General features: G+C 64.0%; 18 protein-coding genes. 8 read left to right on the forward strand and 10 right to left on the reverse strand.

All coding sequences use genetic code 11. The annotated features are described in order from the left end of the window. The first annotated feature begins 94 nt into the window (after window positions 1-94). From AC3WLP_RS18135 to AC3WLP_RS18155, 5 genes are all read left to right on the forward strand, one after another. A complete protein-coding gene (locus AC3WLP_RS18135; protein WP_003255321.1) occupies window positions 95-1,162 on the forward strand; it encodes a DUF2333 family protein in 1,068 nt (355 codons plus the stop codon). Window positions 1,163-1,164: 2 nt separating this feature from the next. After that, window positions 1,165-1,698 (forward strand): NUDIX hydrolase, encoded by a 534-nt coding sequence (locus AC3WLP_RS18140; RefSeq protein ID WP_003255319.1) that lies wholly within the window; start codon window positions 1,165-1,167, stop codon window positions 1,696-1,698. 239 nt (window positions 1,699-1,937) lie between these two features. Beyond that, window positions 1,938-2,309 carry a translation initiation factor Sui1 gene (locus AC3WLP_RS18145; protein ID WP_003255318.1) on the forward strand — a complete coding sequence of 124 codons (372 nt, stop codon included), beginning with the start codon at window positions 1,938-1,940 and terminating at the stop codon, window positions 2,307-2,309. Between the two features lie 150 nt (window positions 2,310-2,459). After that, the gene (gene speA / locus AC3WLP_RS18150) at window positions 2,460-4,373 is read left to right on the forward strand and encodes an arginine decarboxylase (protein WP_012051088.1); all 1,914 of its coding nucleotides are present in this window, start codon (window positions 2,460-2,462) and stop codon (window positions 4,371-4,373) included. Window positions 4,374-4,543: 170 nt separating this feature from the next. After that, window positions 4,544-4,999, forward strand: a complete 456-nt coding sequence (locus AC3WLP_RS18155) for an REP-associated tyrosine transposase (protein ID WP_017148076.1) — start codon at window positions 4,544-4,546, stop codon at window positions 4,997-4,999. Window positions 5,000-5,207: 208 nt separating this feature from the next. On the opposite strand, the gene AC3WLP_RS18160 is transcribed toward AC3WLP_RS18155, so the two are convergent. Beyond that, window positions 5,208-6,545, reverse strand: coding sequence for an MATE family efflux transporter (locus tag AC3WLP_RS18160; RefSeq protein ID WP_088513630.1), 1,338 nt, complete (start codon window positions 6,543-6,545; stop codon window positions 5,208-5,210). Window positions 6,546-6,725: 180 nt separating this feature from the next. On the opposite strand from AC3WLP_RS18160, the gene AC3WLP_RS18165 reads away from it, so the two are divergent. Continuing rightward, window positions 6,726-11,627 (forward strand): alpha-2-macroglobulin family protein, encoded by a 4,902-nt coding sequence (locus AC3WLP_RS18165; protein ID WP_088513631.1) that lies wholly within the window; start codon window positions 6,726-6,728, stop codon window positions 11,625-11,627. A 151-nt stretch (window positions 11,628-11,778) separates the two neighbouring features. Here AC3WLP_RS18165 and AC3WLP_RS18170 read toward each other — a convergent pair whose 3' ends face one another. Continuing rightward, a complete protein-coding gene (locus AC3WLP_RS18170) occupies window positions 11,779-12,072 on the reverse strand; it encodes a hypothetical protein (RefSeq protein WP_004577004.1) in 294 nt (97 codons plus the stop codon). Window positions 12,073-12,149: 77 nt separating this feature from the next. On the opposite strand from AC3WLP_RS18170, the gene pbpC reads away from it, so the two are divergent. Together pbpC and AC3WLP_RS18180 are read left to right on the forward strand one after the other, a co-directional pair. After that, the gene (gene pbpC / locus AC3WLP_RS18175; RefSeq protein ID WP_054889225.1) at window positions 12,150-14,504 is read left to right on the forward strand and encodes a peptidoglycan glycosyltransferase PbpC; all 2,355 of its coding nucleotides are present in this window, start codon (window positions 12,150-12,152) and stop codon (window positions 14,502-14,504) included. A 92-nt stretch (window positions 14,505-14,596) separates the two neighbouring features. After that, window positions 14,597-16,261, forward strand: coding sequence for a ShlB/FhaC/HecB family hemolysin secretion/activation protein (locus tag AC3WLP_RS18180; protein ID WP_017148079.1), 1,665 nt, complete (start codon window positions 14,597-14,599; stop codon window positions 16,259-16,261). Between the two features lie 74 nt (window positions 16,262-16,335). Here the strand turns inward: AC3WLP_RS18180 and AC3WLP_RS18185 are convergent, their stop codons facing one another. The 8 genes from AC3WLP_RS18185 to AC3WLP_RS18220 form a co-directional block, all read right to left on the reverse strand. Then, entirely contained in the window at window positions 16,336-17,112 is a 777-nt protein-coding gene (locus AC3WLP_RS18185; protein WP_012051094.1) for a response regulator transcription factor, read from the reverse strand. A 119-nt stretch (window positions 17,113-17,231) separates the two neighbouring features. After that, complete coding sequence (locus tag AC3WLP_RS18190; protein ID WP_088513632.1) at window positions 17,232-17,702, reverse strand: A24 family peptidase; 471 nt, start codon at window positions 17,700-17,702, stop codon at window positions 17,232-17,234. 304 nt (window positions 17,703-18,006) lie between these two features. Continuing rightward, a complete protein-coding gene (locus tag AC3WLP_RS18195; protein ID WP_012051095.1) occupies window positions 18,007-18,576 on the reverse strand; it encodes a DUF4136 domain-containing protein in 570 nt (189 codons plus the stop codon). Between the two features lie 19 nt (window positions 18,577-18,595). Further along, on the reverse strand, window positions 18,596-19,231 hold the full coding sequence (locus AC3WLP_RS18200) for a DUF4136 domain-containing protein (RefSeq protein ID WP_003255302.1): 636 nt from the start codon (window positions 19,229-19,231) through the stop codon (window positions 18,596-18,598). A 22-nt stretch (window positions 19,232-19,253) separates the two neighbouring features. Next, window positions 19,254-20,003, reverse strand: a complete 750-nt coding sequence (locus tag AC3WLP_RS18205) for a methyltransferase domain-containing protein (RefSeq protein WP_012051096.1) — start codon at window positions 20,001-20,003, stop codon at window positions 19,254-19,256. Then, window positions 20,000-20,305, reverse strand: a complete 306-nt coding sequence (locus AC3WLP_RS18210) for a MazG-like family protein (RefSeq protein ID WP_003255298.1) — start codon at window positions 20,303-20,305, stop codon at window positions 20,000-20,002. The genes AC3WLP_RS18205 and AC3WLP_RS18210 overlap by 4 nt, the downstream gene beginning before the upstream one ends. A 78-nt stretch (window positions 20,306-20,383) precedes the next feature. Then, a complete protein-coding gene (locus AC3WLP_RS18215) occupies window positions 20,384-21,235 on the reverse strand; it encodes a MaoC family dehydratase (RefSeq protein WP_088513633.1) in 852 nt (283 codons plus the stop codon). A gap of 2 nt (window positions 21,236-21,237) precedes the next feature. After that, window positions 21,238-22,590 (reverse strand): 3-oxoacyl-ACP reductase, encoded by a 1,353-nt coding sequence (locus AC3WLP_RS18220; protein ID WP_012051098.1) that lies wholly within the window; start codon window positions 22,588-22,590, stop codon window positions 21,238-21,240. Window positions 22,591-22,650: the final 60 nt, after the last annotated feature.

Here is a 22,650-nt window from a genome sequence, read left to right on the forward strand (position 1 = left end):
CTTTATAGTGCAGCCATTCGGGCTTCCCGTGGCACGCTAGCGCAGGCCTGTGGTCAAAGCCCCTGAACCGTCGTGACTGATTAAGGACAAAGCCATGCTGGACTGGAAAAACCGCGAGGCCAAAGCCGAGCCCCGTGAGCGTGTCGACGGGCGCGGCGCTGCCGCCCGTAGCTACCTTGGCGGCCTTTGGAGCCGTGCCCTGGGGACCCTGATCGGGTTGTACCTGCTGGTGTGTATCGGCCTGGGCTGGTACTGGAGCCAGGAGCCTGCTCTGTTCCCGGTGCAGCAAAACGCCCAGGCCGCAGCCGAACGTACTGGCCAGCAGATGGTGGTGGGCTATACCACCGTCGAAACCCTCAAGACCGTGGCCGGCACCTTGCTGAACAAGCCGGGCGGCTACATTTCCAACGACCGCTTCCCGCCAGGGCTGTGGATGGACAACATGCCAAGCTGGGAATATGGCGTGCTGGTCCAGGTCCGCGACCTGTCCCGTGCCCTGCGTAAAGACTTCGCCCGTTCGCAGTCGCAGTCCACCGAAGACGCCGACCTGGCCAAGGCCGAGCCGCGCTTCAACTTCGACAACAAGAGCTGGATCCTGCCATCGAGCGAGTCGGAGTTCGAAGAGGGCATCAAGTCGCTGACCCGCTACCAGACCCGTCTGGCTGCCGGCGACAAGGGCGCTATCTTCTATACCCGCGCCGACAACCTGAACAACTGGCTGGGTGACGTGGCCACCCGTCTGGGCTCGCTGTCGCAGCGCCTGTCGGCCAGCGTTGGCCGGGTCAAGCTCAACACCACGCTGAAGACCGAGTCGGTCGTTGCCGGCCAGGCGCCGCAGGTGGATGAGGAGCTGGTGGAAACCCCATGGCTGCAGATCGACAACGTGTTCTATGAAGCCCGTGGCCAAGCCTGGGCGCTGTCGCACCTGCTGCGTGCTATCGAGGTGGACTTCGCCGACGTGCTAGCGAAGAAGAATGCCACCGTCAGCGTGCGTCAGATCATCCGTGAGCTGGAGGCCTCGCAAGAGCCGCTGTGGAGCCCGATGGTGCTCAACGGCAGTGGCTTCGGCATGTGGGCCAACCACTCGTTGGTCATGGCCAACTACATTTCCCGGGCCAACGCTGCGGTTATCGATCTGCGTCAGCTGCTGTCGCAGGGTTGATGATGGCTATCAGCCCAACCGAGGCCGCCCATCGGGCGGCTTCCGACCGCGAGCTGGTCACCTGGGTGGACGAAACCGACCAGGTACTGGGCGCCTTGCCCCGTGCCGAGCTGCGCGAGCGTGGCCTGATCGGTCGCTGCACGTTCATTCTGCTGTTCAACAGTGCCGGTGAATTGTGTGTACACCGGCGTACCCTGAGCAAGGCGCTGTACCCCGGGTATTGGGATGTGGCGGCGGGCGGCATGGTCACGGCCGGGGAAGCGTATGCCGAGTCGGCCGCGCGCGAGCTGGCCGAAGAGCTGGGCATCGAGGGCGCCGAGCTACGCTTTCACGAGCGGTTCTACTTCGACCAGCCGGATAACCGCTTGTGGTGTGCGGTGTATTCGGCGGTGTCGGATGCGCCGTTGCGGTTGCAGCCGGAAGAGGTTATTGAAGCGCGCTTCATCGGTCTGGAACAGGCTGAGCAGGAAAGCCTGAGCAAGCCTTATTGCCCGGACTCGTTGGCGGCGTTGCAGCGCTATAAGGCCACTTTGTAGGCTCGGGTTTGCCCGCGAAATACCGGCCCAGACACCCGTTTCGCAGGGCAAGGGCTTTGCCCTTGTTCGCGGGTAAACCCGCTCCTACACAACCGGCGTATTTATCGTTACACTGCGCGCCCTTTTCGGGCTGCCGCAATTCTTGCAGCAGTAGCGCCGCCCCTGCCAGAGTGGGGCTTCGCGGTCGGCCTCAACCCCAAGGCACGACCAGTTTTTGTCCTCAGCACCGAGGAACAAAAGTGGCCAAGAAAGCTTCTTCTTTTTCCGCCCTTGGCGGTCTCGTGTACTCCACCGACGCCGGTCGGCACTGCCCCGACTGTGGCCAGCCGGTGGACGCCTGCACCTGCAAGCAGCAAATCATCCCCGAAGGCGACGGCATTGCCCGCGTGCGCCGCGAAAGCAAAGGCCGTGGCGGCAAGACCGTGACCACTGTCACCGGCGTGCCGCTGCCGCCCGACCAGCTCAAGGAGCTGGCGACCACGCTCAAGCGCCGCTGCGGTACCGGCGGCGCCCTGAAGGACGGGGTTATCGAGATCCAGGGCGACCATGTCGAGCTGTTGATCGGCGAGCTGACCAAACAGGGTTTCAAGGCGAAAAAGTCCGGCGGCTGAGGCCATCGCACGATTTTTTGCCCAGCGCTTTCTAAACTCGTTCCCGTGGTCAGAGTCTATGCCTGAGCACGGATGAATCGTCATTTTCAGCTTTTACACTCGCCCCGCTGCCTGCGGGCAGTGTCTTCGACTTATCTATAGGGGACTTGAATGTCCGTACGACGCACACGCAAAGACGATGGTAGCCAATGGACCGTGGCTGACAGCCGCAGTGTTTATGGCATCCGCCATTGGGGCGCTGGCTATTTCGCCATCAATGAAGCCGGGCGCGTCGAAGTACGCCCCAACGGCCCTCAAAGTGCTCCGATCGACCTGTTCGAACAGGTCGACGAACTGCGCCAGAGCGGCTTGTCGCTGCCCTTGCTGGTGCGCTTCCCTGACATTCTGCAGGACCGTGTGCGCCAGCTGACCGGTGCCTTCGACGCCAACATCGCGCGCCTGGAATACCAGAGCCAGTACACCGCGCTGTACCCGATCAAGGTCAACCAGCAGGAAGCGGTGGTGGAAAACATCATCGCCACGCAAAACGTTTCCATCGGCCTGGAAGCCGGCTCCAAACCTGAGTTGCTGGCAGTGCTGGCGCTGGCGCCGAAGGGCGGCACCATCGTCTGCAACGGCTACAAGGACCGTGAGTTCATTCGCCTGGCGCTGATGGGTCAGAAGCTTGGCCACAATGTGTTCATCGTCATCGAGAAAGAGTCGGAAGTGGCCCTGGTGATCGAAGAGGCCGCCGAGCTCAAGGTGAAACCACAGGTTGGCCTGCGCGTTCGCCTGTCGTCGCTGGCCTCGAGCAAGTGGGCCGACACCGGTGGCGAGAAGTCCAAGTTTGGTTTGTCCGCCGCCCAGTTGCTTTCGGTGGTGCAGCGCTTCCGCGATGCGGGCCTGGATCAGGGCATCCGCCTGCTGCACTTCCACATGGGTTCGCAGATCGCCAACCTGGCTGACTACCAGCACGGTTTCAAGGAAGCCATCCGTTATTACGGCGAACTGCGTGCGCTGGGCCTGCCGGTCGACCACATCGACGTGGGTGGCGGCCTGGGTGTGGACTACGACGGCACTCACTCGCGCAATGCCAGCTCGATCAACTACGACATGGACGACTACGCCGGCGTGGTGGTGGGCATGCTCAAGGAGTTCTGCGACGCACAGGGCCTGCCGCACCCGCATATCTTCTCGGAGAGTGGCCGTTCGCTGACCGCGCACCACGCCATGCTGGTGATCCAGGTGACCGACGTCGAGAAACACAATGACGACGTACCGACCATCGATAACAAGGAAGCCCTGCCCGAGACCGTGCAGTGGCTGGTCGACCTGCTTGGCCCGACCGACATCGAGATGGTCACCGAGACCTACTGGCGCGCCACCCACTACATGGGTGATGTGGCCGCGCAGTACGCTGATGGCAAGATCAGCCTGGGCGAGAAAGCCTTGGCCGAGCAGTGCTATTTCGCCGTGTGCCGCCGTCTGCACAACTCGCTGAAAGCCCGCCAGCGCTCGCACCGCCAGGTGCTGGACGAGCTGAACGACAAGCTGGCCGACAAGTACATCTGCAACTTCTCGGTGTTCCAGAGCCTGCCAGACACCTGGGCCATCGGCCAGGTCCTGCCGATCATCCCGCTGCACCGCCTGGACGAAGAGCCGATGCGGCGTGCGGTATTGCAGGACCTGACTTGCGATTCCGACGGCAAGATCAACCAGTACGTTGACGAGCAGAGCATCGAAACCAGCATGCCGGTGCATGCGGTGAAGGAGGGCGAGGATTACCTGCTGGGCGTGTTCCTAGTGGGCGCCTACCAGGAAATCCTGGGTGACATGCACAACCTGTTCGGTGACACCGACTCGGTGAACATCTACCAGAATGCCGACGGCAGCGTGTACCACGCGGGTATCGAGACCCACGACACCATCGAAGACATGCTGCGCTACGTGCACCTGTCGCCGGAAGAGTTGATGACGCATTACCGCGACAAGGTCGCCAGCGCCAAGATCACTGCGCGTGAGCGGACCCAGTATCTGGATGCCTTGCGCCTGGGGTTGACCCGGTCTTCGTACCTGTCGTCGTAATTGACGGGGCCGCCCCGCAAAAACTGCACGGTTTGCTTGTTTTTGTGGGCGCGGCCTCGCGTCGCGATATGAGGGCGAAGCCCTCACCGTGTCATACCCGGTAATGGTCCTGTCCTCGCCCGTCGCATTCGCGGCGCTAACTTTGAATGCACAATTCAAAGGAGAACGACATGGAACGTCCAGGCTCCCATCGTTTACGTAATGGCCGGGTGTCCGAATCCGGGCGCCTCTACCTGTTGACTACAACTACCCGCAGCCGAACGCCGTTGTTCAAAGACTTCCGATTCGCCAGGACCGTGATCCAGCAGTTGCGGTTCAGCGATGAGCGCAAGGCTTGTCGATCGCTGGCATGGGTGTTGATGCCGGATCACCTTCACTGGCTCATCGAGCTGGGTCCAGTGAGCCTGGGTAGGCTGATGTGCGAATTCAAATCCAGAAGCAGCTGTGCCTTGTACAAGGCCGGTGTTGAAAGACGGCATATCTGGCAAACCAGCTTTCATGACCGGGCTTTGCGTCGCGAGGAGGATGTGCGAGCGGTGGCCCGCTACATCATCGCCAACCCCATTCGGGCCGGCCTGGTGCGGCGGGCTGGCGAGTATCCCCATTGGGACTGTGTATGGCTGTGAGCATGTGAGGGCTTCGCCCTCATTTCGCGACACAAGGCCGCTCCCACAGGGACCGCGAAAGCAGGCCGACCCGCTATCCCCCAATCAGCCAGCCCGCGAAAGCAGGCCGACCCGCTATCCCCCAATCAGCCAACCCGCGAAAGCAGGCCGACCCGCTATCCCATGTGGGAGCGGCCTTGCGTCGCGATGGGCCGCAAAGCGGCCCCAATCAGCCAAACCACAGGTCTCTCTGCTGCAACCGCCACCCTACCCACCCCAACGTCACCGCCCGCAACCCCATGAACCCAAGAAACGCCATCCACAACCCATGGTTGCCCAACCCGCTCATGGCCAGTGCCACCGGCAGCGCAATCAACACCGAAACCAGCATTGCATTACGCATTTCCCGCGCCCGGGTCGCGCCGATGAACAACCCATCCAGCAAGTAACTCCACACCGCGATCAACGGCAGCAACGCCAGGTAAGGCAAATACGGATAAGCCGCCGCCCGCACACTGTCGATGTCGGTCTGCAAGTCGATGAACAGGTGCCCACTCAGCAGGAACAGCCCGGCAAACCCCACGCTGGTGATCAGTGACCAACCACAAGCGACCACCAGCGAGCGGCGCAAGGTGTCGCGGTCACGGGCACCAATGGCATGGCCGCACAAGGCCTCCACCGCATGGGCCAGCCCATCCAGCGCATAGGCCGTCAGTAGCAGGCCATTGAGCAACAGGGCGTTGGCCGCCACGGTCGCTTCGCCCAGACGCGCGCCCTGCACGGTGATCAGCAGGAACACCAGTTGCAGCGCCAGGCTACGCAGGAAGATGTCGCGGTTCACCGCCAGCAGTGGCCTCCAGGCCTGCCAGCGCTTGAGCGCTGCCCACACGATCTGCCCCGGGTAAGCCCGCAGGGCCGGGCGGGTCAGGGCCAAACCGAGCAGGGCGGCACTCCATTCGGCAATTACCGACGCCCGCGCCGAGCCCAGTACACCCCAGTCCAGGCCCAGCACGAACCACAGGTTCAAGGCGATGTTCAGCAGGTTGGTGGTCAGCAGGATGGCCAGTGGCGCCCTGGCGTTTTGGGTGCCGAGGAACCAGCCGACCAGCGCGTAACTGGCCAGCGCCGCAGGCAGGCCAAGCAGGCGGGTATGGAAGAAGTCTTCGGTGGATTGCTGCAGGGCTGCGCTGGGTTGCATCGCATGGAGTGCCAGCTGGCTGAAGGGCAGGGCCAGCAGGCCGATCAACAGGGCGAAGCCGACCGCCAGCAGCAGCCCTTGCACCAGTACCTGGCGTAGTGCTGCACCATCGCCACGGCCGGCGGCCTGGGCAGCGAAGCCGGTGGACCCCATGCGCAGGAAGCCCATCAGGCCGACCATGAAGGTGAACAAGGTGGCGCCCACGGCCACGGCGCCCAGTTGGTGGGCGTGCGGGAGATGCCCGATGACCGTGCTGTCGACCAGCGCCACCAGCGGTACCGAGATGTTGGACAGGATCATCGGCGCGGCCAGCGCCCAGACCTTGCGGTGGGTGGGGCGGTGGCGCCAGTCGGCAGCGAGTTGGGGCATGTGCATTCCATGAGATTTTGGGGCCGCTGTGTGCCCCTTTAACGAATGGCCACAGTGTAACGACCAGGCAACCATTTAGCGCGACCATGGTCTGACCTGGCGCGCAACGCCGGGTGCTGCACCTGACGTTGCGCTATAGTTGCTGCCCTCACGTACACGCTGCCCAAGAGTTCCTATCTCATGTTCAACAAAGGATTGTTGCTGGCCTGCGCGCTGGCGTTGCTCAGTGCCTGTGACTCTTCCACGCCGGGCAAACCGGCGCCGGTCGAGAAAACCGTGGCGCCCGCGCCCGCCGAAGCCCCCGCCCCCAAGCGTGAGGACCCGGCCGTGCTCGCCAAGCGCTACGAGGGCCGCGAACTCACGGTGCTGGACGTATCGGAAGTGCAGCTCGATGGCGCGGCAACGCTGTCGATCAGCTTCTCAGCACCGCTGGATGCCAAGCAGGACTTCGCCACCAAGGTGCACCTGGTCGACACCGTCAAGGGTAGGCTAGATGGCGCCTGGGAACTCTCCGACAACCAGATGGAGCTGCGCCTGCGCCACCTGGAGCCGCAGCGCAAGCTGGTGCTGACCGTCGACAAGGGGCTGCTGGCAGTCAACGGCAAGCAGCTGGACAGCGAGTCGATCACCCGCCTGGAAACCCGCGACATGCAGCCGACCATCGGCTTTGCCAGCCGCGGCTCGCTGCTGCCTACCCGCCTGGCCGAAGGCCTGCCGGTGATTGCCCTGAACGTCGACAAAGTGGATGTCGAGTTCTTCCGCGTCAAGCCAGACATGCTCTCGACCTTCCTGGCCAACTGGGGACGTAACAGCAGCCTGTACTACTACCAGTCCAAGGAAACCCTGGACATGGCCGAGCTGGTCTACAGCGGCCGCTTCGATCTAAACCCGGCGCGCAACACGCGCGAGACCGTGTTGCTGCCGATTGCCGGCATCAAGCCGTTGCAGGCGCCAGGGGTGTACCTGGCAGTGATGCGCGCCTCGGGTACCTACGATTATTCTCAGCCGGCAACCCTGTTCACCCTCAGCGACATCGGCGTGTCGGCCCACCGCTACCGCGACCGTATCGACGTGTTTGCGCAAGCCCTGGAAGGCGGCAAGGCGCTGAGCGGCGTCAACCTGGAAATCCATGACGAAAAGGGCAAGCTGCTGGCCCAGGCCACCACCGATGGCAAGGGGCATGCCCAGCTGCCGATCACGCCCAAGGCCGATACCCTGATCGCCACCCAGGGCGTGCATACCACGCTGCTGCGCCTGAACACCGCAGCACTGGACCTGGCCGAATTCGACATCACCGGGCCTCAGGCCAACCCGATGCAGTTCTTCATCTTCGGCCCGCGTGACCTGTACCGCCCGGGTGAGACGGTGCTGCTCAACGGCCTGCTGCGCGACCAGGACGGCAAGCCGGTCAAAGCCCAGCCGGTGAGCGTGGAAGTGCGTCGCCCGGATGAACAGGTGAGCCGCAAGTTTGTCTGGGAAGCCGACAGCAATGGCTTGTACCAATACCAGTTGCAACTGGCCACCGAGGCCCCGACTGGCCGTTGGCAACTGCTGCTCGACCTGGGTGGCGGGCGCAAGCAGGTCTATGAATTCCTCGTTGAAGACTTCCTGCCCGAGCGCCTGGCGCTGGAGCTCAAGGGCAGCAGCACACCGCTTTCGCCGGATGAAGATGCGCGTATCCAGGTCAATGGCCGTTACCTCTATGGCGCGCCGGCCGCCGGCAACCGCCTGAGCGGTCAGGCCTATGTACGCCCGCTGCGCGAGGCAGTACCGGCGTTGCCTGGCTACCAGTTCGGCTCGGTCACCGAAACCGATCTGAACCAGGACCTGGAACTGGACGAAGTCACCCTTGACCAGGCCGGCAAGGCGGTGGTCGATATCGAAAGCCGTTGGGCCGAAGCCCGCTCTCCGCTGCAACTGACCGTGCAGGCCAGCCTGCAGGAGTCGGGTGGCCGGCCGATCACCCGGCGCCTGGAGCAGCCTATCTGGCCGGCTGAGCGCCTGCCGGGCCTGCGAGGCCTGTTCGAAGGTGAGGAGACCGATAGCGACGGGCCCGTGGAATTCGAATTCCTGGTGGCCGACCGCGACGGTAACAAACTGGCGGCCGACGCGCTTAAGGTGCGCCTTGTTCGCGAACGCCGCGATTACTACTGGAATTACTCGCAAAGCGACGGCTGGAGCTACGCCTACAACGAGAAGTTCCTGACCCAAAACGAAGAGACGATCAGCGTCAAGGCAGGTTCCACCGCCAAACTCAGCTTCCAGGTTGAGTGGGGCCCGTACCGCGTCGAGGTCGAAGACCCGCAGACCGGTCTGGTGTCCAGTGAGCGCTTCTGGGCCGGCTACCGTGCCCAGGACAACGCTGAGGGCGGCGCGGTGCGGCCGGACCAGGTCAAGCTGGCGCTGGACAAACCCTCCTACACCGATGGCGCTACCGCCAAGGTCACCGTCACCCCGCCCGCTGCGGGCAGCGGCTACCTGATGATCGAGTCCAGCGATGGCCCGCTGTGGTGGCAGGAGATCGATGTGCCCGCCGAGGGCAAGACCTTTGACGTGCAACTGGACAAGGCCTGGGCCCGTCACGACCTGTACATCAGCGCGCTGGTTATCCGCCCTGGTGAGCGCAAGGCCAATGCCACGCCCAAGCGCGCCGTGGGCGTGCTGCACCTGCCGCTGGACCGCGCCGAGCGCAAGCTTGCGCTGAGCCTGCAGGCGCCGGAAAAAATGCGCCCGAAACAGCCTTTGACAGTGAAGGTAAAGGCCGCCAACGCCGATGGCAGTGTGCCCAAGCAGGTGCATGTGTTGTTGTCGGCGGTGGACGTGGGCATCCTCAACATCACCGATTTCAAAACCCCCGACCCGTTCGCCAGCCTGTTCGGGCGCAAGGCCTATGGTGCCGATCAACTGGACATCTACGGCCAGTTGATAGAGGCCGGCCAAGGCCGCCTGGCCAGCCTGGCGTTCGGTGGTGACGCAGCGATGGCCAAGGGGGGCAAGCGACCCAACACTACGGTAACCATCGTCGCCCAGCAGAGCCTGCCGGTGACGCTGGACGACAAGGGTGAGGGCCAGGCCACGGTCGACATCCCTGACTTCAACGGCGAATTGCGGCTGATGGCGCAGGCCTGGACCGAAGAGCACTTCGGCATGGCCGAAGGCAAGACCGTGGTCGCCGCGCCGTTGATTGCCGAGCTTTCGGCCCCGCGCTTCCTGGCCGGTGGCGACCGTACCAGCCTGGCACTGGACCTGGCCAACCTGTCCGGCCGCGCCCAACAACTGAGCGTTGAAATCACCACGGATGGGCAACTGAGCCTGGCGGCCAATGCCGTGCAGAGCGTTAACCTGGCCGAAGGGCAGCGCTCGACGCTGATGATTCCGGTGCAGGCCCAGGGGGGGCTGGGGCAGGGCAAGGTGCATGTCCGGGTGACGGGCCTGCAACTGCCGAACGAGCCGGTCAATGCGTTCGAACGTGAGTGGACGCTGGGCGTGCGCCCGGCCTACCCGGCAATGCTCAAGCACTACCGTGTGGCCTTGAAGGACCAGCCGTGGACTCTGCCCGAAGCAGACCTGGCCGCCTTCGAACCCGCTGGCCTGGAAGCCAGCCTGGCCTTGTCGAGCCGGCCGCCGCTGAACCTTGCCGAGCAGATCCGCGCGCTGCAAGCCTACCCCTACGGCTGCCTCGAACAGACCACCAGCGGCCTGTACCCTTCGCTGTACGCCGATGCCGACAGCCTCAAGCGCCTTGGCATCAAGGGCGAGCCGGCGGATGTGCGCAAACGCAAGATCGAAATGGGCGTCGAGCACCTGCTGGGGATGCAGCGCTACAACGGCAGCTTTGGCCTGTGGAGTTCGGACAGCGAGGAAGAGTACTGGCTGACCGCCTATGTGACTGACTTCCTGCTGCGTGCCCGTGACCAAGGGTATGGCGTACCCGCCGAGGCATTGAAGAAGGCCAGTGAGCGCCTGCTGCGTTACCTGCAGGAACGCAACCTGATCGAAGTCGACTACAGCGAGAATGCCGACCACACGCGCTTTGCGGTGCAGGCCTACGCGGCGCTGGTGCTGTCGCGCAGCCAGCAGGCGCCGTTGGGTGCCCTGCGCGGGCTGTTCGAACGTCGCGCCGATGCCCGCTCCGGTCTGCCGCTGGTACAACTGGCAGTGGCGCTGGACAAAATGGGCGACAAACCGCGTGCCGAGCAAGCCTTGCAGGCGGGCCTGGGCATCAGCCGTGGCAAAGGCTGGCTGGCCGATTATGGCAGCGCCCTGCGTGACCAGGCACTGATCCTGGCGCTGCTGCAGGAAAGCAACCTGGCCAGCAGCCAGGTCGATCAGCGCCTGTTCGCCTTGTCCGATGAACTGGCGGCCAACCGTTGGTTGTCGACCCAAGAGCGCAATGCACTGTTCCTCGCTGGCCGTGGCCTGCTTGGCAAGCCGGAAGGCCAGTGGCAGGCACGCCTGGACAGCGCGGGTGAAGTGCGCGAGTTGAACAATGCCGAGGCCGGTATGAAGCTGGAGGGCCCGTTACTGGCCTCGCCTCTGAGCGTGCAGAATGAAGGCAACGAGACGCTGTACCAGCAGCTGACCTTGTCCGGCTACCCGCGACAGGCACCTGCTGCTGGCGGCAACGGCCTGCAGATTCACAGAGAGTACCTGGGCATGAATGGCCAGCCGCTGGACTTGCACAACCTGCGCAGTGGCGACCTTGTGCTGGTGCACCTGGCGCTCAAAGCTGAGGACCGCGTGCCGGATGCGTTGGTGGTGGACCTGCTGCCGGCCGGCCTGGAGCTGGAAAACCAGAACCTGGCTCAAAGCGCCGCCAGCCTGGACAACGCCAGCAGTGCAGTGAAGGCGTGGCGCGAGTCGATGCAGAACGCCAGCGTGGTGCATCAGGAGTACCGTGATGACCGTTATGTTGCCGCGCTCAAGCTTGACGGCTATGGCACCACCCACCTGCTGTACCTGGCGCGAGCAGTGACCCCGGGCACCTACCGCGTGCCGCCGCCGCAGGTCGAGTCGATGTATCGGCCGAACCTGCAGGCCGTGGGCGATGGGCAAGGGGAGATGACGGTGAAAGCCCGCTAGAGACCCGCTCTACGCGGAAAGTGTGGGAGCGGCCTTGCGTCGTGATAGGGCCGCAAAGCGGCCCCGACAATTCAAGCGGCGAAGCTGAAAGTCTGGGGCTGCTGTGCAGCCCTGTCGCGACGCAAGGCCGCTCCCACAAAGACCGCGCAGATCAGTGGATCACCCAGCTCATCACCCACAGCCCCAGCACCAGCCAGATGATTCCGAGGATGATCGAGGCGCGCATGAATGCGCGGATTGCCGAGTACAGCAGCATCAGGCCGATGATCAGGGCCAGGATGCTCAGCAGCGAAGTGTCCATGCCCAAGGTGCGCGACAGGCCATCGATGAAGTTGCCACCGGCATTGGCCAGCAGGTTGAACAACCCGCTCAATGCGTCGACGATGAAGCGGATCAACGACCCCAGTGCCTGGCCCAGCCACTCGAAAAAACCTTCTACATGCATAGTTGCTTCCTGATGAAAAAATCGGCGAGGTTGTCGTCCCAAAGCCTTTGGCCATTACCTGGCGAGGTCGGTTCCCGATGCCAAGCTTAGCGCGACCACGGTGCCGTGCGGGCAGGTTGTTGCGTGCCACGCTGATCAGTCTGCTGGTGCTCGGCAGCCTGTTCTGGCTGGCTGATCGTATCTGGCCGCTGCCGCTGCCGGGTGATGACCTGGCCCGGGTAGTGCTGGCCGAAGACGGCACGCCCTTGTGGCGCTTTGCCGATGCTGATGGCGTGTGGCGCTACCCCGTCAGCCCTGAAGAGGTTTCGCCGCTTTACCTGCAGGCTTTGCTGACTTATGAGGACCGTTGGTTCTACAACCACCCAGGGGTCAACCCCCTGGCATTGGTCCGCGCGGCCTGGCTGAACCTGCGCGGCGGGCGTGTTGTGTCGGGCGGCAGCACATTGTCGATGCAGGTGGCACGCCTGCTCGACCCGCACGACCGTACCCTGGTCGGCAAACTGCGCCAGCTATGGCGCACCTTGCAGCTGGAATGGCACTTGTCCAAGCGCGACATCCTGCAGATCTACCTGAACCGCGCACCTTTCGGCGGCACGCTTCAGGGCGTGGCGGCAGCCAGCTGGGCGTACCTGGGCAAGTCGCCCCTGCACCTGACACCTGCCGAAGCGGCACTGCTGGCCGTGTTGCCCCAGGCACCCAGCCGGCTGCGCCCGGACCGCCACCCCGAGCGTGCCCAGCGTGCCCGGGACAAGGTGCTGCAGCGCCTGGCTGAGTACCAGGTATGGCCGGCCCAGCAAATTCGCGAGGCGGCCGAGGAGCCGCTGGTGTTGGCGCCACGCCAGGAGCCGGCCCTGGCGCCATTGTTGGCCCGGCGCCTGAACAGCGCTGACAGCCCGCCGCTGATCCGTACCACGCTTGACGCTGCGCTTCAGCGGCGCCTCGAAGACTTGCTGCTGGGCTGGCGCGCACGGCTGCCGGAGCGTACCTCGGCCGCCATTCTGGTGGTCGAAGCGCAGAGCATGGCGGTGCGCGCGTACCTGGGCTCGATAGATTTGTCTGATGAGCGCCGCTTTGGCCATGTCGACATGGTGCGCTCGTTACGTTCGCCCGGCTCCACCCTCAAGCCGTTTCTTTACGGCATGGCGCTGGACGATGGCCTGATCCATTCCGAATCGCTGTTGCAGGATGTTCCACGACGCTATGGCGACTATCGCCCTGGCAACTTCTCCATGGGGTTCAGCGGGCCGGTGTCGGCCAGCTCGGCGCTGGCCCTGTCGCTCAACCTGCCCGCCGTGCAATTGCTGGAGGCCTACGGCCCGAAACGCTTTGCCGCACAACTGCGCATGGCGGGCATGCCGTTGATACTGCCACCCCTTGCCGAGCCCAACCTGTCGTTGATCCTGGGCGGTGCCGGCAGCCGGCTGGAGGACCTGGTCGGCGGCTACGCGGCGCTGGCGCGGGGTGGCAACAGTGCGCAGGTGCGCTTGCAGCCACAGGCCCCCTTGGTGGAGCACCGGTTGCTGTCACCGGGGGCGGCGTGGATCATCCGGCGTATCCTCAGTGGCCAGGCGCGCCCGGACCGCGACCCGCACGCCGAACTGGTGCAGCGCCCGCTACTGGCATGGAAAACCGGCACCAGCTACGGCTTTCGCGATGCCTGGTCGATTGGCGTGGGGCCGCGTTACCTGATCGGCGTATGGATTGGCCGCCCCGACGGTACACCGGTGCCTGGGCAGTTCGGCCTGGCCTCGGCGGCGCCGCTGATGTTGCAGGTGCACGATCTGTTGAGCAATCGCGACAGCCAACGCGGCATCAGCGTCCCGGTAGCGCCGGTACCTGCGAATATCGGCGTTGCGGCGATCTGTTGGCCGCTGGGCCAGCCGATGAGCAAGCAGGACACCAACTGTCGGCGTCAGCGCTTTGCATGGACCCTGGACGGCACCACGCCACCCACCTTGCAGGCAGCCGACCAGCCGCTGGGCCTGGGCTTGCGCGAAAAAGTGTGGGTCAACGAGCAGGGCTTGCGGGTCGATGGTAGCTGCCCGGGCGCCAAGGCGCGTGACATCGCCCTGTGGCCGGCACCGCTGGAGCCTTGGCTCCCCCGTGTCGAGCGGCGCATGGCACGTTTGCCGGCCATCGACCCGGCCTGCCCGCCGCAGGCGCCGGCCAGTGCACCACCGCTGTCGATTGTCGGCGTGCGCCCAGGCGACAATCTGCGCCGCCCGGCCACCAGCACTGAGCCGTTGCAATTGCAGGTCTCTGCCTTGGGGGGTGGTGGACGGCGCTGGTGGTTCCTCAACGGCCAGCCGTTGGGTGAAACCCAGGGGCAGGACAGCCTGTTGCTGCGTTTGCCACAGGTCGGGCAGGCCGAACTCAGCGCGTTGGACGAAAGCGGTCAGACGGCGCGGGTGGCGTTCCAGGTCAGTGAGTAGGTGTTCGACGACAGCCGGGCCAGCACCTACGCTTGCAAGTGACGGGTGTGACCGGCTGGTGCCCCGCAACCCATGGGAACATGGAGTGCCCTATGCGTCCTCTGGTCGTGCCCCTGATGTTGCTGCTTTGGGCACTTGCTGCCCACGCCGACCCGTTGCCGGGGTTTCTCGACAGCCATGAGTACGAGCGGCGTCTGCCCAGCGCCAACCTGCCGATGACGGACTACTCCCCTGTGAACCCCCGCATACGGCTGGCCGGGGCGGCTATCGACAACCCCGACTGGGCCCCGGCCAACACCCGGCTGGTACTGCATAAAGTGCGCTTCGAGGGCGGCACGGTGTTTCCCCTGGGCGACCTGCGCGAACACTATCAGCCGCTGATCGGGCGCGAAACCACGTTGGGTGAATTGCAGCAATACACCCAGCGCCTGACCCAACGCTACCGGCAGGAGGGCTACTTGCTGTCGTATGCCTACCTGCCTCCTCAGGATGTGGCCGATGGCAGGGTCAACGTGGTGCTGGTCGAAGGTTACGTCCGTGATTACCGCGTGGACGGCGATATTGGGCCGGCCAGCGAGTATTTGCAGCAGCTGCTGGCGCGCATTGAGGCCGAGCGCCCACTGACCCGCGAAACGCTGGAGCGCTATCTGGGCCTGGCTACGCGCATGCCAGGGGTTGTGGTAGAGGCCGAACTGGCAATGGCGCGGGCTGCCGATGGTGTCGCCCAGTTGACCGTGCATGCACGGCGCAAGCCGCTCAGCGCCGCTGTGAGCGTGGCCGACTCCAGCCGTGATGCTGCACAGGCCCTGATCACCGTAGCCAGCAATGCCCAGACCCGCCATGGCGAACGCGTCACGGCCAGCTGGCTGTTGCCCCCTGGCAATGACCGGGTCTACTACCAGCGTCTCGATTACAGCCAGTACCTGGACGCCGCCGGTAGCCAACTGCTGCTGTCGGCGTCGCGCTACCGCAGCGAGCCCGCCACGCGCATACGTTTGGACGATGGCCGCGATATCACCCGCGAGCAGGACAGTGAGCGCTATGCGATCGGCCTGCGTCAGCCGGTGCTTGTCAGGCCGAATGAGTGGCTGGCGGTGCAGGGCCACGTGTACTCGGTCAGTGAGCATGATGAAGACCGGATGGCCGAACAGCCACCGTCTCGCAAGTACGACACTTATGTGCGGGCGCTGTCATTCGAAGGTGACTGGCGCAAGGTGGAGCGGGGGCGTTTGCGTATCGTCAGTGCCGGGGTCCATCAGGGGCTGGACTACCTGGGGGCACGCAGCGATGCTGACTACGATCTCGACTTCCTGCGCTTGCGGCTTTCCGGTTTGCAGAGCGACACCCTGTTGGAAAACGTGCAGGGGGTGGTGTCCGGGGCGTTGTACTGGAGTGATGATCGATTGCCCGACAGCGAGCGTGCGGGGTTTGGCGGGCAGCATTTCGGGCGCGGTTACCCGCGCGATCAGGCGGACGGTGACAAGGGCTGGGGTGTGGCTTACGAGGTCAACTACAGCGTGCGCAGTAGCTGGCTTGCGCGGGTTCAGCCCTATGCGGTGGTGGATACCGCTCAGGCCTGGCATAACCGGGGACCGGTGGAGGACGCCCATCTGGCTTCGGTGGCGCTGGGCGTGCGGTTAGGGGGTGGGCATATGTTCAATGTGGCGCTGGAAGTGGCCAAGCCGTTGGCGGATGTGGCGCTGGATAGCCTGGACCGTCGGCCTCGGTTGTCGTTGAACCTGGCGATCCAGTTGTAGCAGGCAACTATGGGCTTGCAGGAGCAGCCTTTCGCAGCGCAAGGCCGCTCCAGAATGGTGTGCCGAGCCTTCACTCAATGGGTCGTGAACCGCTGGTGCACGGGCGACGAGCTGGGGGTCAGCGCCAGAGCCAGTTGGGTGCGGTTGTGCATATGCGTCAAACGCAAAACCTGAGACACATAGAGCTTCACGGTGTTTTCGGTAATGCCCAGTTCACAGGCGATCTGGTAATTGGTCTTGCCCTTGCTAACCAGGCGCGCCACTTCCAGTTGGCGTGGTGACAGTTTCTCGAACGCTGCTGGCAGCTCGCTTTCGCTTTCTTCTGCATCACTGGCACGCCGGTGGGTGCCTTGGCCACGGGCTTTTTCCAGGTCCTGATACAGTTCGTCCACCGACTCGGCCAGTTCCTGCAAGCGCTGGTTCAGCCCACCCAGATCACGGAGGTTGCGCTGGCGCTCCAGCAAAGCCGCTTCTTGCCGACGGACGCCTGCCAGCAGTTCATCAAGGTCCATCGGCTTCTGGTAGTAATCGGCAAAACCTTCGCGTATCGCCCGGATCAAGTCCTGTTTCTCGGCACGCCCTGTCAACATGATGGCTTCGAACGTGCGCTGGCTGCCGTTGATTTCCTTCAAGGCGCGCACCAACTCGATGCCATCCCGATCGGGCATGTGCAGGTCACAGATGAGCAAGCCGATGGTCGGGTCCGCCACATAGTGCTCGATGGCTTCGTCGGTTGAGAGGGCTGTAACGCAGGCATAGCCCTTGGTTTGAAGGAATTCACTCAGCTGTTCGACAATGACCGGTTGGTCATCAACCACCAACACCTTTACTTCACTCACTGATCTGGACACGATCAACTCCCTGTTCTTATACGGCCCTGCTCCCGTGCCAGACGCTCTGGCAGCTTAAAAGTAGTCGCACTCAGCGAATATGTACAAGGTCTGTACAAGTCATCGGACCACTGGAAGGGTTATTGGATCCATACGGCCGCTAGAAGAAAACCTGATAACACATAGGGGACGAACGCCTGCTTGTCGCCCATTTCTTCGGTCAGGGCCTGCAAACGCTTCTTGACCTTGGGGTTGAGCAGCGTCCACAGGCGGCGGCGGGTCAGTAGCCAGACCAGTACAGTGACACCCGCGCCAATGAAGGTGCCGAGCACATATTGCGGGCTGGTGGCCAAGGCCAGGGCGCCCATGAGCTTGACGTCGTCGGCGCCGAAGCGGCCGAGCATGTAGCCTGGCAGGGTCAGCAGCATGACGATGGCCAGCGCCCAACCGGCCTCGCTGGCTTCGGCGCCTATCCAGCTGTGACCGGTGCTGAACAGCCAGGCCAGGGCGCAGCCAGCCGCCCCCAGGGTCAACACGTTGGAGATCTGGCGTTGACGCACATCCTGTTCGGAGCACAAGGCAAGCCACAGCAGGAGAACAATGCTTTGCATTGGCAGGTCGCCTTTCCCAAATGTTGAACACTTCTACCCGGTCAGTCAGGTTTCCTTAAATGAAGATAGACGGGAACGTGCGGGGGAGTGCGGTTGGCATCGGAAAAAAGGCGTGCGTGGAATGGATTTTGTCGTAGTTGACACAGGCCAGGTCGGTGACGCAGTCGTACTCGGAATCGCCATCTATGTAGGCGTGCGTTCACCCGCGAACATCCGCAAAGCCGGTGCCATGCACCGGGTCAATTGCTTCGCGGGTAAACCCGCTCCCGCAGGGCCACGGTGCATGCAAAGCCGCGGTCCAACGCTATTTTTTGCTGCCCGGTGGGTAGTTGCCCAGCACCTTGGCCACGGTGTTGCGGATTGCGCTGTTACGTTCTTCCGGGCTTGGCGGGTAGTTGTTCATGATCTGCTCGGCACTGCCGCGCCATACCAGCTTGCCGTCACGCCCATCGAACATGTCGACCTGGATGGTGGCGACCTTGTAGTCGACACTGCGGGTTTCGTTGTACATCGGGCCACCCCAGTAGCCGCCCCAGTAGCCACCCCAGCCACCGCCGTAGTTGGTGGTGATCTGTTGTTGGCGCTGCTCCACGATCAGGTATGTGCGTACTGCCAGGTCGGGCCGCGCTCCGCCTTGTACCGGACGCAGGCCGCGCTGGTCGAGTTGGTCTGCCACCGCCTGGCGAATGCGCTGCTCGGTGAGGTCGCTCTTGATCCGCGGGTCATCCGGGCGGTACTGCAGGCCTGGCTCCTGCCATGCCCAGCTGCGGTAGGCGGCAAAATCGCGGCTGGCATCGAAATCCTGCTGGACGTTATTGCTCGAGCAGGCAGCGAGCACTAACGCGAATGACAGTAGAACGAGACGGCGCAACATGATGGTTCTCCGTTAGCTATTAACTGGGAGGATAGCCGCTGAGTGCCTTGTGCACAGAATCGCGCAAGGCACTTTCGCGTTCGCGGGGCGAGTCCTTGTTGCTGCTGCTTTCGGCGCTGGCGCTCCAGACCGGCTGGCCGCTGCGGGCGTCGTACAGGTCGATGCGCACCACCAGGACTTCGACCTCGTAGGTGCGCACGATGGGTACGCTGGCATAGCCTCCATAACCGTGGCGGTAGCCGCCATAGCCGACCCCCCCATAGGGATACGGCCCGTAGTAGGGGTCGTAGGTGTCGTAGTCACGCACTTGGCGCAAGCGTTTTTCCAGGCGCATATCGGCGCTCACCAGCAAGTCGCCAGGGCCTGTGCGAGCGGGGCGCAGGCCATGCTGGTCGAGCGCACCGCTGACGGCATCGGCCAGTTGCGCCGGGTCGGCATCGACAGCGCCGCTGGGCAACTGGCCGTTGCGCCAGCTCCAGCTGCGGTAGTGCCCATAATCACGAGCGGGCGCAGGGTATGCACTGGCGTCGAAGGTGGTGGCCGCCTGGGCAGGGGCTGGTGGTAACGGGCGGCTGCTGGCCACATAAGGGTTGCTGCCCTGGCAGCCAGCCAGGGCAATGGGCAGCAGGGCCAGGCACAACAGACGGTACGGCATGTGTTCCTCCTGGCGCGGCGGATTAGCGGGGGCGGCAAACCCAGTGCAGGTAGCGGCCAAGCCCGGCGAAGGTGGGGTGGCGACGGTGGGCCAGTTCCATTTCCAACAGGTCGAGCAGCTCGGCCTTGCCCTGGAATTCCTTGGGCATATAGTCGTGAAACACCCGCACGCCGCTTTCGCTTTCAACCTGCCACATAGGCTCAAGTTGCGCCTTGAGTTCGCGTGGATCAAGCGGTTTCTGTGGGGTCAGGCTCTGCTTTTCACCCTCCAGCCGGTTGCTGCGCAACTTGCGGAAATGGCCCTTGAGCAGGTTGCGATAGACCAGTGCGTCGCGATTGTAGAAGGCCAGCGATAACCAACCGCCGGGGGCCGTGAGCTGGTGCAGCACCGGCAGGATGCTCTCGGGTTCGGCCAGCCATTCGAGCACGGCGTGGCAGAGCACCAGGTCGTAGCGCTCGGTCAGCTGGCCGAGCAGGTCTTGCCAGGGCGCCTGGATGAAGGTCGCGGTCTGGCCGGCCTCGGCAAAGCGCGCCCTGGCGCCGTCGAGCATGGGCGCCGCAGGTTCGGCCAGGGTCAGCTGGTGGCCGCGCTCGGCCAGCCACAAGGCCATGTGGCCCAACCCGGCGCCGATGTCGAGGATGCGTAGCGGGCGGTCGGGTAGCGCTTCGGCCAGGTCGGCCTGCAGCACGGCCAGGCGGATCGCACCCTTGGCGCCGCCATAGATCTTTTCGGCAAAGCGGGTGGCCAGCTCATCGAAATGACGGTCGTTCATCGGGCGAAGCGCCTCTCGCTGTCGGCCAGCTTGGCACGCACCACTTGGTCCATGTCCAGACCCAGTTCGCTGCACAGCAGCAACAGGTAGAGCACCACGTCACCGATTTCCTGGCCGGCGTGGGCCAGTTTGTCGGCAGGCAGCTGGCGCGATTCGTCCTCGCTCAGCCACTGGAAGATTTCTACCAGTTCGGCCATTTCGACGCTGGCGGCCATGGCCAGGTTCTTCGGGCTGTGGAAGCCGCGCCAGTCGTTGGTGTCGCGGATCTGATGCAGGCGTTGGGTGAGTTCTTGCAGGTTCATCGGGGGTCTCCTATTGCTGCATAGCTTCTGCCCAGGCCCGATGCAAAGCAAGCGTATACCGCCAGGAAAGGCCCGGCCCTAAAGGCACTCCCAACGGCCGACCATATGCAGCACGTCCCCGTGCCCGTCCAGGCGCAGTTGGCCCGAAGGGCCCGCTTCACTGGCACTGAGCACCACCTCTGAAGGCAACCTGACCGGCTTGCGGAAGTCCACCTCAAAGGCAAAGCCACTGTGCGGCAAGTGCCCGCGCAGCGCGGCCAAGGCCATGGCCTTGGTCCACATGCCATGGGCAATGGCCGTTGGAAAGCCGAACAACCGCGCACTGACAGCACTGAGGTGGATAGGGTTGTAATCCCCGCACACCTTGGCATAACGCCGGCCGATATCACTGTCGGCATACCAGCGGGTGGCCTCGGGCAATGAATCAGGCGCCGTGTCGGCGGGCTCACTTGCCTCGCCTTCCAGGGCCAAGCCACGCACCAACATGCGGCTGGTCTCGCGCCAGAGCACGCCGATGCCATCTTCAGCCTCGGTGACCAGGTCGAAGGTGCCACCTTTGGCATGGCGCTGCAGGTTGTGCGCGTACACCGCAAAACGCAGCCCTTCGACAGCACCCAGGGGGCGCAGCACTTCGATGCGGTTGTGCAGGTGTACCAGGCCAAGCAGCGGGAAGGGGAAATCATCGGCAGTCATCAACTGCAATTGCAGGGCAAACGCCATCACATGTGGATAAGTCCCCGGCAGGCGGCCATCATCGGGAAAGTGGCAAAGCCTTCGATACGCCCCCAGGTTGCCCGGCTGAACCCGAATGAAACAGCGCAGGCCATCGTCCGGCAGCCGGTCGCCGCTGATGGAGCGTTTGCTGGCTGCGCGCAGGTACAGGCTGGCGCGGGCGGCCGGGTTGTGCAGGTCGTGCCATTGTCGGCTCATGTTCAAGCCCCCATCAGTGCCTGGCCGCACACCCGCAGTACCTGGCCGTTGACCGACCCGGAGCCTGGCTGGCTGAGCCACGCAATGGCTTCGGCGACATCCTGCGGGCGCCCACCCTGGCCCAGCGAACTCAAGCGCCGGCCCGCCTCGCGCAGGCCCATGGGCATGGCTGCAGTCATGTGGGTTTCGATGAAACCGGGGGCGATGGCGTTGATGCTGCCACCGCGCTCGGCGAGCCGTGGCGCCCAGGCCTGGGCCAGGCCGATCAGCCCGGCCTTGCTCGCGGCATAGTTGGCCTGCCCGCGGTTGCCGGCAATGCCGCTGACCGAGGCCAGCAGGGTGATGCGCGCGTTTTCCCCCAGCGCGCCGTTGTCATACAACGCCTGGGTGAGCACTTGCGGTGCCTTGAGGTTCACGGCCAGCACGGCGTCCCAGTATTCCGGCGTCATGTTGGCCAGTGTCTTGTCGCGGGTGATACCGGCGTTGTGCACCACGATATCGATGCCGTCGGGCAGGGCCGCGAGCAGTTGCGTTGCCGCATCGCTAGCGCATATATCCAGTGGCAGTGCCTTGCCGCCGAGGCGTGCAGCGAGGGCGTCGAGGTCCTGACTGGCCTGCGGTACATCCAGCAGCAGTACATCGGCGCCGTCCCGTGCCAAGGTTTCCGCAATGGCGGCGCCGATACCGCGCGCAGCCCCCGTGACCAGCGCACGGCGGCCGCCGAGTGGGCGGGTCCAGTCCTCCACCTGGCTGGTGCAGGCTTGCAGGCGCAGTACCTGGCCAGAGATGAAGGCACTCTTCGGCGAGAGGAAGAAGCGCAGGGCGCCTTCCAGCTGATCTTCGGCACCGGGGGTGACATACAACAGCTGGGCAGTGGCGCCGTTGCGCAGTTCCTTGGCCAGTGAGCGGCTAAAGCCCTCAAGGGCACGCTGTGCAACGCTGGCCAGTGGGTCGTCGAGGCCTTCCGGTGCACGGCCCAGCACCAGGACATGGGCGCATGGGGCCAGACTGCGTAGCAGCGGCTGGAAAAATTCACGCAACTGCTTCAGTGCATCGCTGTCGGACAAGTGACTGGCATCGAATACCACGGCCTTGATTTTCGGCCCCAGGCCGGCCACCCAGGCTTCAGCCTGCAGGTTGTCGGCATTGAAGCTGTATACCTCGTCAGTGAGGCGCGGGGCGATGGCTTCGACCTGCTTCGCCAGTGGCCCGCCACCCAGTACCAGGGCACCTTCCACCGGCCGCAGGCGGCCAGCCTGCCAGCGCTCCAGTGGCGCCGGGCGTGGCAGGCCAAGGGCATCCACGAGGCGGCGGCCGAGATTGGAGTTGGCAAAACCGAGGTAGCGATCGCTCATGAGGGGTCTCCCGAAAGGCAAGCTTGAAAGTGTGGACCAACTTTGCGGCAGGGTCGTTCG

This window comes from Pseudomonas sp. FW305-E2, assembly GCF_058782925.1.

Coding starts and splice junctions, on each gene's coding strand:
- speA (WP_012051088.1), top strand. CDS start 2,460: ATGTCCGTACGACGCACACGCAAAGACGATGGTAGCCAATGGACCGTG.
- AC3WLP_RS18165 (WP_088513631.1), top strand. CDS start 6,726: ATGTTCAACAAAGGATTGTTGCTGGCCTGCGCGCTGGCGTTGCTCAGT.
- AC3WLP_RS18190 (WP_088513632.1), bottom strand. CDS start 17,702: ATGCAAAGCATTGTTCTCCTGCTGTGGCTTGCCTTGTGCTCCGAACAG.
- AC3WLP_RS18220 (WP_012051098.1), bottom strand. CDS start 22,590: ATGAGCGATCGCTACCTCGGTTTTGCCAACTCCAATCTCGGCCGCCGC.
- AC3WLP_RS18135 (WP_003255321.1), top strand. CDS start 95: ATGCTGGACTGGAAAAACCGCGAGGCCAAAGCCGAGCCCCGTGAGCGT.
- AC3WLP_RS18210 (WP_003255298.1), bottom strand. CDS start 20,305: ATGAACCTGCAAGAACTCACCCAACGCCTGCATCAGATCCGCGACACC.
- AC3WLP_RS18205 (WP_012051096.1), bottom strand. CDS start 20,003: ATGAACGACCGTCATTTCGATGAGCTGGCCACCCGCTTTGCCGAAAAG.
- AC3WLP_RS18155 (WP_017148076.1), top strand. CDS start 4,544: ATGGAACGTCCAGGCTCCCATCGTTTACGTAATGGCCGGGTGTCCGAA.
- AC3WLP_RS18215 (WP_088513633.1), bottom strand. CDS start 21,235: ATGAGCCGACAATGGCACGACCTGCACAACCCGGCCGCCCGCGCCAGC.
- AC3WLP_RS18170 (WP_004577004.1), bottom strand. CDS start 12,072: ATGCATGTAGAAGGTTTTTTCGAGTGGCTGGGCCAGGCACTGGGGTCG.
- AC3WLP_RS18195 (WP_012051095.1), bottom strand. CDS start 18,576: ATGTTGCGCCGTCTCGTTCTACTGTCATTCGCGTTAGTGCTCGCTGCC.
- pbpC (WP_054889225.1), top strand. CDS start 12,150: ATGCCAAGCTTAGCGCGACCACGGTGCCGTGCGGGCAGGTTGTTGCGT.
- AC3WLP_RS18180 (WP_017148079.1), top strand. CDS start 14,597: ATGCGTCCTCTGGTCGTGCCCCTGATGTTGCTGCTTTGGGCACTTGCT.
- AC3WLP_RS18160 (WP_088513630.1), bottom strand. CDS start 6,545: ATGCCCCAACTCGCTGCCGACTGGCGCCACCGCCCCACCCACCGCAAG.
- AC3WLP_RS18200 (WP_003255302.1), bottom strand. CDS start 19,231: ATGCCGTACCGTCTGTTGTGCCTGGCCCTGCTGCCCATTGCCCTGGCT.
- AC3WLP_RS18140 (WP_003255319.1), top strand. CDS start 1,165: ATGGCTATCAGCCCAACCGAGGCCGCCCATCGGGCGGCTTCCGACCGC.